Origin of the sequence: Hymenobacter lapidiphilus (assembly GCF_003417065.2) — a bacterium.
Taxonomy (GTDB): domain Bacteria; phylum Bacteroidota; class Bacteroidia; order Cytophagales; family Hymenobacteraceae; genus Hymenobacter.
On the sequence record NZ_QVLT01000008.1, the window covers coordinates 100,131 to 113,400 of the forward strand.

Annotated in this window: 14 protein-coding genes and 1 pseudogene; 4 read left to right on the plus strand and 11 right to left on the minus strand. The window is 62.5% G+C overall.

The genetic code is table 11. From position 1 onward, the window contains the following. Positions 1-116 precede the first annotated feature (116 nt). On the plus strand, positions 117-1,799 hold the full coding sequence (gene paaN / locus D0N36_RS06760; RefSeq protein ID WP_116940638.1) for a phenylacetic acid degradation protein PaaN: 1,683 nt from the start codon (positions 117-119) through the stop codon (positions 1,797-1,799). Between the two features lie 195 nt (positions 1,800-1,994). Here the strand turns inward: paaN and D0N36_RS06765 are convergent, their stop codons facing one another. From D0N36_RS06765 to D0N36_RS06800, 8 genes and pseudogenes are all read right to left on the minus strand, one after another. Continuing rightward, the gene (locus tag D0N36_RS06765; protein WP_207190722.1) at positions 1,995-2,171 is read right to left on the minus strand and encodes a hypothetical protein; all 177 of its coding nucleotides are present in this window, start codon (positions 2,169-2,171) and stop codon (positions 1,995-1,997) included. Positions 2,172-2,393: 222 nt separating this feature from the next. After that, positions 2,394-3,142: pseudogene (locus tag D0N36_RS20235) on the minus strand (LytR/AlgR family response regulator transcription factor). A gap of 155 nt (positions 3,143-3,297) precedes the next feature. Beyond that, a complete protein-coding gene (locus D0N36_RS06775) occupies positions 3,298-4,467 on the minus strand; it encodes a sensor histidine kinase (protein WP_147320775.1) in 1,170 nt (389 codons plus the stop codon). Further along, positions 4,467-5,069 carry a DUF7010 family protein gene (locus D0N36_RS06780; protein ID WP_116940641.1) on the minus strand — a complete coding sequence of 201 codons (603 nt, stop codon included), beginning with the start codon at positions 5,067-5,069 and terminating at the stop codon, positions 4,467-4,469. The genes D0N36_RS06775 and D0N36_RS06780 overlap by 1 nt, the downstream gene beginning before the upstream one ends. Before the next feature lie 49 nt (positions 5,070-5,118). Beyond that, positions 5,119-6,021, minus strand: coding sequence for an alpha/beta fold hydrolase (locus tag D0N36_RS06785; RefSeq protein ID WP_116940642.1), 903 nt, complete (start codon positions 6,019-6,021; stop codon positions 5,119-5,121). A gap of 135 nt (positions 6,022-6,156) precedes the next feature. Then, positions 6,157-6,486: a hypothetical protein gene (locus tag D0N36_RS06790; RefSeq protein ID WP_116940643.1), complete on the minus strand. Its 330-nt coding sequence runs from the start codon at positions 6,484-6,486 to the stop codon at positions 6,157-6,159. A gap of 85 nt (positions 6,487-6,571) precedes the next feature. Beyond that, positions 6,572-7,123 carry a hypothetical protein gene (locus tag D0N36_RS06795; RefSeq protein WP_116940644.1) on the minus strand — a complete coding sequence of 184 codons (552 nt, stop codon included), beginning with the start codon at positions 7,121-7,123 and terminating at the stop codon, positions 6,572-6,574. 55 nt (positions 7,124-7,178) lie between these two features. Continuing rightward, on the minus strand, positions 7,179-7,859 hold the full coding sequence (locus D0N36_RS06800; protein ID WP_116940645.1) for a hypothetical protein: 681 nt from the start codon (positions 7,857-7,859) through the stop codon (positions 7,179-7,181). Positions 7,860-7,987: 128 nt separating this feature from the next. On the opposite strand from D0N36_RS06800, the gene D0N36_RS06805 reads away from it, so the two are divergent. Together D0N36_RS06805 and D0N36_RS20240 are read left to right on the plus strand one after the other, a co-directional pair. Beyond that, a complete protein-coding gene (locus D0N36_RS06805; RefSeq protein WP_116940646.1) occupies positions 7,988-8,905 on the plus strand; it encodes a TonB-dependent receptor in 918 nt (305 codons plus the stop codon). Next, positions 8,839-10,119, plus strand: coding sequence for a TonB-dependent receptor domain-containing protein (locus D0N36_RS20240; RefSeq protein WP_410504153.1), 1,281 nt, complete (start codon positions 8,839-8,841; stop codon positions 10,117-10,119). The genes D0N36_RS06805 and D0N36_RS20240 overlap by 67 nt, the downstream gene beginning before the upstream one ends. Positions 10,120-10,281: 162 nt before the next feature. Here D0N36_RS20240 and D0N36_RS06810 read toward each other — a convergent pair whose 3' ends face one another. Continuing rightward, positions 10,282-10,572: a hypothetical protein gene (locus D0N36_RS06810; RefSeq protein WP_116940648.1), complete on the minus strand. Its 291-nt coding sequence runs from the start codon at positions 10,570-10,572 to the stop codon at positions 10,282-10,284. 41 nt (positions 10,573-10,613) lie between these two features. After that, positions 10,614-11,090, minus strand: coding sequence for a hypothetical protein (locus D0N36_RS06815; protein ID WP_116940649.1), 477 nt, complete (start codon positions 11,088-11,090; stop codon positions 10,614-10,616). 150 nt (positions 11,091-11,240) lie between these two features. On the opposite strand from D0N36_RS06815, the gene D0N36_RS06820 reads away from it, so the two are divergent. Beyond that, complete coding sequence (locus tag D0N36_RS06820) at positions 11,241-11,525, plus strand: GNAT family N-acetyltransferase (protein WP_116940650.1); 285 nt, start codon at positions 11,241-11,243, stop codon at positions 11,523-11,525. A 93-nt stretch (positions 11,526-11,618) separates the two neighbouring features. Here D0N36_RS06820 and D0N36_RS19915 read toward each other — a convergent pair whose 3' ends face one another. Continuing rightward, positions 11,619-13,268 (minus strand): Calx-beta domain-containing protein, encoded by a 1,650-nt coding sequence (locus D0N36_RS19915; protein ID WP_116940651.1) that lies wholly within the window; start codon positions 13,266-13,268, stop codon positions 11,619-11,621. Positions 13,269-13,270: the final 2 nt, after the last annotated feature.

Genomic DNA, 13,270 nt, shown 5'->3' on the forward strand with positions numbered 1-13,270 from the left:
TTGCCCGGACGGGGCCAACGTGGCCGGCAAAAAACGGTTTGCCGCAGCCTGCTGTTTACGCTCCGGCCGCCGCTATTGTAGCGTAGTACTCTACTTTCCCACCCTTATTTTTCTACATGACCACCACCACCACCGACACCACCCAGAAGCACCAGGCGACCCTCGACGCGGCCGTGGAGGCCCTGCACGGCCGCACGTTCTTCGCTGCCTTCCCCGAAAATCCTTCCCCCGAAATCTATGGTGCCGATGCCGACAAGGAAGGGCGCGCCAGCTTCAAAGCCCACCGCGACCAGCGCTTTATGGAGTTGCAGCAGGGCGAGCCCGCCGGCTGGGCCGGCCAGGAGGAGTCGCCCTACGAGCAGGCTGGGCTGGGCATCGAATATCCGTATTACCAGCCCGAAACGCTGGTGGCCAACGCCCAAGAGGTGTTCGGGCAGTGGCGCAAGTTGAAGCCGGCCGACCGCGCCGCGCTGCTCACCGAAACGCTGGAAGGCATGAAGGAGCGGTTCTTCGAAATTGCCTACGCCACCATGCACACCACCGGCCAGGCCTACATGATGTCGTTCCAGGCCAGCGGCCCGCACGCCGCCGACCGCGCCCTGGAGGCCATTGCCGCCGGCTACGAGGAGCAGACGCGCTTCCCCGAGGAAACGCGCTGGGAGAAGCCCATGGGCAAATACAACATCACGCTGCACAAAACCTGGCGCGCCGTGCCCAAGGGCGTGGCCCTGGTAATCGGCTGCTCCACGTTCCCGACCTGGAACACGGTGCCCGGCATGTACGCCTCGCTGGTGACCGGCAACCCGGTTATTATCAAGCCCCACCCCAAGGCCGTGCTGCCCATTGCCATTGTGGTGGCCGAGGTGCAGAAAGTGCTGGCCGCCCATGGCCTCGACCCGCGCATCTGCCAGCTGGCCGTGGATGCCAACGACCACCTGATTGCCAAAGAGCTGGCCGAAAACCCGGCCGTTAAGCTCATCGACTACACCGGCGGCTCGGCCTTCGGCGAGTACATCGAGGGGCTGAAGGGCAAGACGGTGTTCACCGAGAAAACCGGCGTTAACTCCATCATCATCGACTCCTGCGACGACCTCGACAAGGTGGCCCAAAACCTGGCCTTCTCGGTGAGCCTGTACTCGGGGCAGATGTGTACCGCGCCCCAGAACTTCTTCATCCCCGAAGGTGGCGTGAAGGTAGCTGGTGAGCTGGTGCCCTACGAAGATGTGGTGCAGAAGCTGGCCGCCGCCGTAACCAGCCTGGCCCAGAACCCCAAGGCTGGCCCGCACGTGCTGGGCGCCATCCAGAGCGCTGCCACCCAGGAGCGGGTGCGCGATTTGGCCCTCGAAGGCAGCCGTTCGGTGCTGGCCCACGGCACCGTCGATAACCCCGTGTTCCAGAACGCCCGCACCTGCTCGACGAGCATTCAGGAAGTGGATGCCAGCCGCGTCGAGCAGTTCAGCCAAGAGCTGTTCGGCCCGATTATGCTCGTCATCAAAACCCGCGACACCCAGGAAAGCATCCGCCTGGCGGCCGATTTGGCCCGCGAGTACGGCGCTATTTCCTGCGGCGCCTACACCACCGATTCGGCCATTAAGGAGCAGATTATGGACGAAATGAGCCTGGCCGGCACGCCTGTCAGCTTCAACCTGACCGGCGGCATCTACGTGAACCAGAACGCGGGCTTCTCCGACTTCCACGTAACCGGCGGCAACCCGGCCGGCAATGCCTCGTTCACCAACCCCGAATTTGTCATCAAACGCTTCACCTGGGTTGGTTTCCGCGAACCGATTACGGCCTAACCCGTAATGCCAGACGCTTAGTGGTCTGACCATAAAAACGGCGTCCCCGCTTGCTTTAGCAAGCGGGGACGCGTTTTTATAAGTGGCTGTCTACAGAATCAAAAGAACGTCATGCTTCGACAAGCGGACGCCAGATGAAGCATGACGGGCTCATTAGTAGCAATGATTTTCTAAGTAACTCCAGCCCAGCCCTTATTAGCGGGGCTTTTTATACTTGTACTTTTTGGGCGCATCCACCATACGGAATTTCTGGGGGTCGTTGGCTTTCAAATCGATGCCCAGGCCGATAGGACTGCGGTTTTTGTAGGAGCGCGAATTGTCGTTGGAGCGCTTGACGGAGGTGGTATTGAAGCGGGTTGGGCGCTCCATCATTTTATCTTCACTGGAGCAGGATGCAGAGCCCAAGAGCAACAGGCCCAAGGCGGAGTTTAGTAGCAGAATTTTCATGTTAGGTGAGGCAAAGTGACAATTGATAACCGGCGCATCGACAACAGTTTGCTGCAGTTGCTCAGTTACTTATTTTGTCTTTGTACACTAACCCGCCTCAAAAGGATACAGTTGTCGCCGAATAATGCCAGAAGTTCTTTATAAGGCTTAAAGGCTCAATAATTCCCGAAACCGCGCCGACTGCTGGCGCGATACCTCCACCTCGGGCCCGCCCCGCAGTCTGATTTTAAGCGTATTGCTGAACCAGGGCTCGATGCTTTCCACCCATTTCAGGTTGATAATCTGCTGGCGGTTGGCCCGGAAAAAAGTGCGCGCATCCAGCCGCTGCTCCAGATGCTGCAACGTGCGCGGAATCAGCGGCCGGTGCGTATCGAAGTAGATTTGGGTGTAGCCGGCGCTGATTTCGAACAGCCGTACCTCGCTCAGGCGCACAAACCAGCACTGTTCGCCGTCGCGCACAAACACTTGGTCGTTTTCGGTGAGCGGGGTGGTAGCCGCCTCAGCCGGGGCTTCCGGGGCCGAAGCTGCGGCCGGGTCGGGCAGCGCGGCGGCTCTGGCCCGCGCTTGGCCAGTGCCGCTGCCAGCCGTTCGGTCTGCACCGGTTTAAGCAGGTAGTCGAGCGCGTTTACCTCGAACGCCTGTAGCGCGTACTCGTCGTAGGCTGTGGTGAAGATGACCTGGGGCGTGGCCTCCAGCGAGGCCAGCAACTCGAAGCCGGTTTCGCCGGGCATGTGAATGTCGAGCAGCAGCAAATCGGGCCGAACGGTGGCCAGAAGTTCGCGGGCCTCGGCGGCGTGGCGCGCCTCGCCCACCACGGTTACGTCGGGAAAAGCGCCTAGCAAGTGCCGCAGCTCGGTACGGGCCAGCCGCGAATCATCGACGATAACAACTTCCATAAATCACTGATTAGCGCTGATTATATTGATTTCGCTGATTTTCGGCAGGAGTAAAGCGGACAAAACAACGGTCATGCTGAGCATGTGGCGAATTGAGCCAGGGTGCGGAGCCGTAGCCGAAGTATCTCTACTGCAATGATAATCCTGATGACTGGTCACTGGAGCGGTAGAGATGCTTCGGCTACGGCTCCGCACCCTGGCTCAATTCGCCACATGCTCAGCATGACCGTTGTTTTGTCAACTATACTTTGCACTGGCAGCTGCAAATGGGCCACTACGGTGTTGGGGCAGTGCGGGTCGTTGGCCAGGTGCAGGTGGGCGGCGGGGCCGAAGAGCAGCGCCAGTCGCTCGCGGGCATTGCGCAGGCCCACGCCCTCGTGGCCGGGTATGGGGGCGAAGCGGCCGGTGTTGCGCACGCGCAGGTGCAGCGTATTGGAGTCGTTGAGCTGGGCCGTGAGCTGGATGGTGCCGCCTTCGGGACGGGGCGCGAGGCCGTGCTTGATGGCGTTTTCGATTAGCAGCTGCACTGTCATGGGCGGGATAAGGGCTGTTAGTGCGGCCGGGTCCACGTCGAGCGAGTAGCGCAGGCGTTCTTCGAGCTGGACGGCTTCGAGCTGCAGGTAGTGCTCCACAATTTCCAGCTCGCGGGCCAGCGGCACCTGCTCGGTGCTGTTGAGCTGAATGGAGTAGCGCAGCAAATCGGAGAGGTGCGTAATCATGGCGCGGGCGCGGGCCGGGTCCTCCATCACCAGGGCCCGGATATTATTGAGGCCGTTGAACATGAAGTGCGGATTTATCTGGGCCTTGAGCGTGCGCATTTCGGCCTCGCGCACGGCGGCCGTCAGCCGCCACTTATCCACCTCGGCCTGTCGCGAGCGGCTCAGGTAATGCCAGCCGAAATAAAAGCCTTCCCAGAGCCAGAGTAGCAGATTAATGTTGAACGCGTAGCCGATAAACTGCCCCCAGCCGTAGGGCTGCCCGTTGGGAGCCGGGCGCACGACCCAGTAAATCAGCGCCCAGATGATAACCTGGCTCAGCACCGCCAGCAGCAGGTTGGCCACCAGTAGCCGCCCCAGCAGCGGCAGCGGCGCCAGCTGCTCCCAGCCTCGGGCCCTGATGTGGTAGCGTAGCGCGTGGGTCAGGCCCAGCAGCGTCAGCGCAATGGTCAGGCTGATGGGAAATATATCGACCGAAAATCGGCTCAAAATGGAGAAGACCACCACGTTGAACGCGGCGTAAAGCGTCCAGCCCACGGCCTGGCAGTACCAGTAGGAGCGGGTGGGGGCTGGCACGGCAGCGTAGGCAGATAGTAGGGAGCCAAGCATCAGGTGAGGGCCGGAACGACGGTGGGGCCAGCCGTGGCCACGTACAGTTGCCGGTGGCGGCGGTACGAAACGAAAAGCAGGCCGGCCAGCAGCAGCAGTGCCCCCACCAGAAACAGCGGAATCAGGTACAGCTCGGCTGGGTTGTTTATCCATAGGCCCAGCGCGGCGCAGCCTATTGCAATAAACCCGGCCATAAAGGCGTAGGCTTTGGTGTCGTAGAACCAGGCGTAGGGGAAGAAATGGGCCCCGGTGATGATGCCGTACACCATGATGAAGTGCTGCGGATAGCGGCTGAACACGAACAGCAGAATGGGGAAATAGAACAGCTGCGCGAAGTTCAGCCACAGCCCCAGCGGCTGTAGCGGGTTGTGCGGCAGCACCCAAGTGGTGCTCAATACCTTCGACAGCAGCCCGGCCAGCGGCAGCACCAGCGCCGCCACAAAAAACGTGATGAAGCCCAGCCGGGCCGGCGAATAAGGTAGCGTCCAGATGAAGGCAATACCGGCCCAGACGATGCAGGCGGCCCCGATGAAGTCGAGCCCGTTTTTCGCCCGGACCGATAGCTCCAGCTTCAAGGCCGAAAAGTCCTGTGCAGTTACCATCAGCTGCGTTTTATAAGTGTAAGAGGAAATCGCCGGGGCAAGATAACCACTACTTGCGGGCCGCCGCCGACTGCTTCAGGAAGGCGTCAGTCTGTTGGAAAAACCAGGCCGTATCGTCGTACATCAGGAAGTGGCGGCCGGCCTCCGACATCTCCACGCGGTGGCCGGGCAGGGCGGCATACTGCCGCTCGAAAATGGCCTTGGTGCTCTCCTTGGTCGAGCCATAGTCTTTGTAGGCGGCCCAGGCCCCGAGCACCAGCACCGGCTGCCTAATGCGGCCCAGCTCGGCGCGCAAATCGGTGGTGTAGAGGTCGTACATGGCCTGGCTGATGCGGGCGGTGTCAGTCATCATCGTGGCCGACATCTGGCGGGCCATGGCGACGGGCATTTTGCCAGTCATTTGCTGGCGCATATTAGCGGCCATCGGCCGGGCCATAGCCACGGTCATGTCGGGGTTCAGCATGGCGGCCAGAAACGGCAGCGAATCCACGATAACCAGTGGCCCTACGGCTTCTGGGCGGGTAGTGCTCAGCCACAGGGCCATGAAGCCGCCCAGGCTGTGGCCCACCACTACGGGCTTGCTCAACTTCTGGGTCTGGATGTAGGTCAGCAGCTGGTCGCGCACGTTGCGCAGCAGCGAATCGGTGCTGGCCGGGGCCGCCGCGCCGCCAAAACCGGCCAGGCTGACGATGTGGCACTGGTACTGCTTCTGGTAGCGGGCCACCGTCTCGTCCCAGACCGCGCCGGGGCAGGTCAGGCCCGGAATCAGCACCATGGGCGCGCCCTTGCCCACTACCCGCACCGAGAAGTTAGGATGCGCGGCCGGATTATCGGCTACGGCGGTAGTAGTGGGGGCTGAAGCCGGAGCGGCGGTGGCGGCGGCGGGCAGCGAGGTGGTGGCTAGCAACAGGGCGGCGGCAGCGAAGGGGCGGAGGGTGGCAGTCAGTTTCATACGGCGAAGGGGTAGGGGGTTGGAGTAGATGATTCAAACCTACTGCTCCCCCGGCGCCTATAAAACTACTTTTCCGCGAACGGTCAATCGGCCCGCCGAATGGCGGGCCGGGCCGCCCGAATGGCAACGGCGTTTTTACAGCAGTTCGCGCAAATCCTGCCGCAGGTTCTCCACGCCACGCCGGATTTCCTCCCACACGCCCGTTTCGGAACCAGCCGGGGCGGCAGCCTCATCGGTGGGCGAGTCGGCCGTGGCCTGACCGAGCTTCTCGAGCAGGCGGGCGCACTTGGACTCTAGGGCCTCGGCGTGCTGCTGATAAGTAGCAGTAGAGCCGGCCACGGTGGCGTGGGCCCGCCGATGCAGGGTCTGGATTTTATCATCCAGCTCATCAAGGGCCCGCTGCAGGTCGGCGGCGCTCAGGTAAGCCGGAACGCGGATATGGTCGGGGTCGGGAACAGTAGCCATTGCCAGGGTTGTAGGAGGTGAATTGGGGCCGGACGAATGAGCAGGCCGCCGCTAAAGAAACGGCGGTTTTTCGTCCGGGTTACTTTCAGGCATTGCCCCAGACAGCCGGCAGGTCCAGCTCGCGCGCCAGCGGGGCGGCGGCCGAAGTGTAAAGCATCCTCAGCAGTTCATTTACGGCGGGGGCGTATTCAATGCGGTAGTCTTCGTGCAGCTTGTCGATGGATTTGAGCACGTCGTGGGTGCGGCGCGTGAGGTGCTGGAGCAGCGGCTGGGTGGGGCCGTGCAGGCGGGCCGTGGCTTCGGGCTGCTGGCGCAGCACGTTGGTCAGCAGCCGCAGCGTCAGCTCAATTTCGCCGTGGGTGTCGGCCGTTATTTTGGCGTGGTAGGCCAGCCGCTGCTGCAGCTGCCGCACGATATGAAGCAGGTCGTTGGGTGTCTGGTGGAAGCCGCGCACCGGGTCATCTACCTGCTGCTGCAGCGCTTGACGGCGGGTTTCCAGCGCGTCGTCGCCCTCCAGCAGCCGAAACGCCAGCTGCTCCAGCAGCACGGCATCTTTGGCCACCAGTTTCGTGAGCAGCTGGTCTTTCTCTTTAGTCGGCAGGGCCAGCAGCGCACGGCGCAGGTCAGGGGAGAGCATTATTTGGAGCTATTAGCTTACAGCTTTTGTTCGGTTTATCGTTATGTCAGCCAACTCAACGAGCCCACCAGCCCCGCCCGAGCCGGTAGGCGGACGCGGCACCGATGAGCAGCAGAAGCAGCACGGAGTTGCGCCAGTCGTGGGTCCATAGTTGAACTAACTCACTTCCTAGCCAAGACGTGGGGTTGTGCTCACTACCATACTCTACTATGCTGTCGCACATTACCAGATTATATAAATCAGGAAACTTTTTATCTGTCTGCTCAGGCTTGGAAGTGAATACATACAGAGCGTAAGGCTCATGTTGGATGTCAATCCAATACTGCTTCATATTGTACACATTGCACCAGTCCAGCAGCTGAATCAGGCTGGAATAGCTAGCATGCTGACCAATTCGTACTTGTAGGCCCCGGTTGTGGTTGGGGTCGGCTTCCAAGTGACGAAAAACGGCTTGGGCGTTACGCAAGGCAAAGTAGTCTTCAAACAGGTTGCCTGTTACCGCCAAGGTTTGCCAAGGGCGGAAGGCTGCAATTTCCTGTAAGGAAGCATCGACGGAATAGCTCCAAAGATTTTTGTGAAGCGGCGGAAAATTGACTTCCATTACGTGTTGCGGCCGCACCCCCCGCACCTGCGGCACAGCCACGCAGCCCAACCACAGCAGCCACGCCAGCGCCGGCAAGCCGGGCGGTAGCAGCAGGCGGCGGCGGTGGCGGCGGGGCAGGGTGAGAGGAAGCATAGAAGGCGGGGATAAAGTGTAGCAGTAACCCGCGGAAGATAAACAGTCTGCAACATAGATTTCGCCTGAACTCAACCCGGTAGCTGGTTTTACGGTTAGCAGGGGCAACTGCCTATTCCTCCGCACCCATGTCTTACCGCTTCGCCGCGCCGCTGTGGCTGCTGCCCGCTACTGCCTTCGCCCAAACCACTGCCCCGCCCGACACTACCCGCGCCGTAGCCCTGCCCGAGGCTACCGTGGCCGGTTACGGCCAGCAGCTGCCGCTGCGCTGGGTGGCCGCCGCCGTAGGCACCCTCGACCGGGCCGATTTCGAGCGGTTTCCTGACAACGCCCTGACCCAGGCCGTGAACACGCTGCCGGGGGTGCGGCTGGAAGAGCGGGCTACGGCCAGCTACCGCCTGAGCGTGCGCGGCAGCACGCTCCGCTCGCCTTTTGGGGTGCGCAACGTGAAGGTGTATTACCAGGGCCTGCCGTTCACCGAAGCCAGCGGCAGCACGCCCCTCAACCTGCTCGACCCCAGTCTGCTGGGCGGGCTGGAAGTGATTAAGGGCCCGGCCGCCAGCGTGTATGGGGCCGGAACCGGCGGGGCCATCCTCCTGACCGGCCGTCGCCCCACCACGCCCGGCACGCACGTTTCGGCGGGCTTCACGGCGGGCAGCTACGGGCTGCGGCGCACCACGGCGGCCGTCGAAACGGCCACTGCCACCGGTTACCTGCACGCCGCCTACGCCCGCCAGACCCTCGACGGCTACCGCCAGCAAAGCGCCCTGCGCCGCGACGTGCTCGCGCTCGACGGCGAGTGGCAGCCCACCGAGCGCCAGGCCGTGAGCCTGCACGCACTCTACGCCGACATCGACTACCAGCTGCCCGGCGGCCTGACGCGGGCGCAGTTCGAGGCCGACCCGCGCCAGGCCCGGCCGGGTACGGTCACGGCGCCCGGCACCGTGGCCCAGCGCACCTACTACGCTCGCGCACCGGCCTGCTCGGGGCCAACCACGAAGCCCGGTTCACGGAGCGGCTCACGCTGCGCTCGGCGCTGTACCTGAGCGGCAGCCGCATCAACACGCCCTACCTGATAGATTTTGAGCGCAACACGCTGCTGGGCGGGGGCGGGCGCACGGTGCTCAGCTACCGCACCGCCCTAGCCGGCCGCACCCTGCGCCTGCAGGCCGGCGCCGAGGTCCAGACGGGTTTCAAGAGTGCCCGCAGCTACCAGAACCGCGCCGGCCAGCCCGGCCCGCTGCGCTACGACGACGAAATCCGCAGTCTCACCGGCTTTGCCTTCGCCCAGGCCGATTACGAGCTGCCCGCCGAGCTGCTGCTCACGGTAGGGGCCAGCTACAACCGCCTGCGCTACCGGATCAGCCGCCTTTCGGATGCCGCAACCAACCCCACCGGCTACGAGCTGAGCCGCGACTTCCGGCCTCAAGTGTCGCCGCGGGTGGCATTGCTGCGTGAGTTCGGGCCGGGCCTGTCGGTGTACGGCAGCGTGAGCACAGGCTTTTCGCCGCCCACGGAGGAGGAAATCAGGCCTTCCGATGGCTCCATTAACCGGGCCCTGCAGGCCGAACGGGCCACCAGCTTCGAGCTGGGTGCGCGCGGCCAGTTCTGGAGTCAGCGGCTGCGCTACGATGTGGCCCTTTACGACCAGCGCCAGCACCAGACCATCACCACCCGCACCACCGATCTGGGCACTCAACTATTCCTCAATGCCGGTACCACTCGCCAGCGCGGAGCCGAGGCGGCCGTTAGCGGCTGGCTCTGGCAATCGGGGGCTTCAAGCTCCAAGCCGCCAGCTGCAGACTTATCGGGTGGTGCTGATGATAGGGTAGCCGGGTTGCCCACCGGCTTACGGGCCTTCGTGAGCTACGCCTACAATCACTACCGCTTCGGCAGCTACGAAACCGGGGGGAAGGATTTCAGCGGCAACCGCCTCACCGGCACCGCGCCCCACACGCTCACGGCCGGCCTCGATTTCAGCCAGCGGCTCGGCTTCTACCTCAGCCCCACCGTCAACCACCAGGCCCGCCTGCCGCTCAACGATGCCAACACGGCCTACGCCGCCGGCTACTGGACCTTCGGCTCGCGGGGCGGCTGGCGCGGCCGCCTCGGCCCGGTACGCCTCGACGTGTTCGGCGGCGGCGAGAACCTGGGCAACCGCCGCTATTCGTTGGGTAACGACCTCAACGGGTTCGGCGGCCGCTACTTCCAGCCGGCTCCCGCCCGCAACTGGTATGCTGGGCTGGCCGTGAAATGGTAAATGGGCGTAATGCGCCGGTTGGCTAGGTTTCGCAATAAAATCAATACTAAAATTCTGCCGTAAGCCACCAAAAAGCCCCTTTACCGCGAGGGTAAAGGGGCTTAAAAAGGCTCGATGAACGAATGGCCTGAAAGGAGACTCCGGGCAGCTCGTTCGGCGGACTTAGCGGTTGTTATCGTTAATCGGGTTGTTGAATCCGGTTATCCGCAACTCATCGGTGGTTGACTCGGTATCGGGGTCGGGGCCGGTGGTGGCGCCGCTGGGTGTACCCGACATGGCGTCTTCGAGCTGGCTGCTCGTATCGAGTGTACCTTCTTCGTCTTTTTTATAGCTGTACAGCTCCTCGCGGTGCTTGCGTTGCTCCTCTGTCAGGTTGGAATTCTTGGCGTCGAGGGCAGCAGCGGGGTCCTGGTTCAGCTTATCGTTCGCTTCGTTTTTTTTATTGTTGCTCATCAGAAGGGTCAGTCAGAAGTGAGGAAAAAGACGCGGCGCGCTTAATCGTTGTTGGGCATTTCGTTCTCCTTGCCCGAGCCGGGAATCCCGCGGCCATTGTCGGCGCGGAAGGCGCTGAACTCGTCGGGGTTGTCGTTGGTGCCCACATTGGGGTTGCTTTCCTCGGCCGCGTCGGAAGCGGGAGCTTCGGTGCGGTTGGCGGGCTCGGCGGTGGGCCAGTTGCGGGTGCCGCCGCCGTAGCGTGGGTCGTCTTTGGCCCAGCCCTCGCGCTGTTCACCATACTCAGCATCTTCGGCCTGGCGCACGGCGGATGGGTCGAGGTTCTGCGGCGCACTGCCGCGCTGCTCGGCAAAGGCCACCGAAGGAGCCGACTCGCCGCCCTTGGTTACGCTTTCACCCTCGCTAACCGACTGGTTGGAGGCATCGGGGTGGCCGAATTCGCCATATTTGGGCGTGTCATGGTTGGCTTTGGCAGGGTCGTGGGAAGGGTTGGTGGGATTGAGTGGGGTGGTCGACATATTAGAGAGAAAGAGTAGGGGAGAATAAGCAGGAATCGGAGGCGCGGATGGCCACCGTTGCTATTCATACGTAAACTTTCAGGAAATGGCGGTGTCCGGTTGTGCTTGCGCCGGTGCTGCTCCCTATTCTTTCCTCCTTTTGTTTCTTCTATGTCTCTCCCAATTCAGCACAAGCCCGAAAACCAGGAATTTACCGTCTCTCAGGATGGCCACTCGGCCGAACTATCCTACAGCCTCCCCGCCGAAGGCGTTATCGACTTCACCCACACTTTTGTTGAAGAGGGGCTGCGCGGCCAAGGTATTGGCGATGAGCTGGCCAAAGCCGGCCTGGCCTACGCCCGCGAAAAAAAACTGAAAGTGCGCACTACCTGCTCCTTCATGGCTGGCTACGTTGCCCAGCACCCCGACTACCAGGACCTGACGGAGGCCGGCTAGAAACGGGCTCCATCAGCTCCTTCGGCAAGCAAAAAGCCCCTGACATCGGTATCGACATCAGGGGCTTTTTGCTTGCCGGAATGGCGGGCCCTTTTACCGGCGTACTTCCACGCGGCTGGTATAGGTTACGCCATCGGCGGTTACGCGCAGCAGGTACAGGCCTTCAGCCAGCGGCTGCACATCGAGCGTGGCTACCTCGGCAGCCGACAGCAGCTGGCTGCGGCTGAGTACCTGCTGGCCCAGCATATTGTAAAGGCTGATACCAGCCGCCTGCCGGCCTTGCAGCTGCGGCAGGCGTACCTGCAGGCGGCCGGTGGCCGGGTTCGGGAACACCTCCAGGCCTTCGCCCAAACGGGCCGCGCCGGTGGTGCTCGTAATGGTTACGCAGTTGCTGGTATGGCGCCCGATGTTGTCGTACACATCGGCACCCACCGGCGTCCATTCGGTCAGGGCATTGGTCCAGCGCTTCTGGCCCCGGTTCACGGTCGCCTTGCGCACCAGCGTGGCATCGGTGGTAGAGCCGCCGCCGGTCAGCTGCCAGCCACCGGCCGGCTGCTGCCCGATAACGCCGATAATGTCGAGCGTGTCGGTGCCATCCATCAGCAGCAGCGCATCATCGCCATTGAAGAAGCCAATGTTCGACTCCAGATCGGTTTGGGCTTTTACGATGGGCGAGGCTACGCCGGAATTGGCAATAACGTACACGTCGCCGGGCGCAATGCTTCCGGTCAGCTCGGCCGTAGCGGTAGGGGTGGTTTTGCCGTTGGCGAACAGGCTCACCGTAATGCCCTCCAGGTCGATGGTGGCATTCGAAGGGTTATAGATTTCTACAGCCTTGGTATTGCCAACCTTCGCCTCAATGTACTCCGAGAAGAACAGCGTAGCGCAGGGCGCGGCCGGCAGGGCTACATCGTCGTTGAGGATCGTCAGCTCGTGAGTCCGGATGGCCCCCAGCACCGCGCCGCCCGTGGTGGGCGTGCCCAGGGCAAGCAGTACGGTTTCGTTGGGCTCGGGCAGCAGGTCGCCTGCTACCGTCAGGGTTACGGTCTGGGTCTGGTTTACCTGGCCGGCCACAAAGGTAAGGCTGGTCGTAGTCAGGGTATAGTCGGCGGGCGTAGTGGCGGTAGTACCCGCTGCCTGTACGGTTACCGGCACCGTTATGGCAGCCGTGGGGGCCGTGCCGGTCAGCGTCACGTTCACGGTGTAGGTAGTGGTGTTGTCGTTGCCTTCCGTCAGGCTGCCTTTGGCGGCTGCAAACTGAATGGTCGGAGCCGCGCCGTCATCATTGAGGATGAGCAGCTCGTGCTGAGCCGGGCCGCCCACGGCTGCGCCGGCCGAAGGGTTGGTCAGGGCCAGCACCACGGTTTCATCGGCTTCAGGCGTCAGGTCGCCATTCACGATTACCGTAACTGGCTGGGTGGTCTGGCCGGCGGTGAAAGTCAGGGTCTGGGGCGTGGTGAAGACGAAATCCTGGCCGTTGGTGGCCGTTGAGGTTGTGGCAACCAGGCTTAGCTGCACCGTAAGCGGGGCAGTAGGAGCGGGGCTGATGGTAACGCTGGTCGTGTAGGTGCTGGTGCCGCTATTGCCCTCAGCAATGCTGCCGGTGGCGGTAGCAAACGCGAAGGTCGGCAGCACCTGGAATCCCCAGGCGCGGGCCACCAGGTCGGGGTAGGCAATGTAGGGGTTGAAGTTGCCCTGGCTTTTGGCAGCGCGGCGGTTACGCTCCCGCTCGCGGGCATCCACCG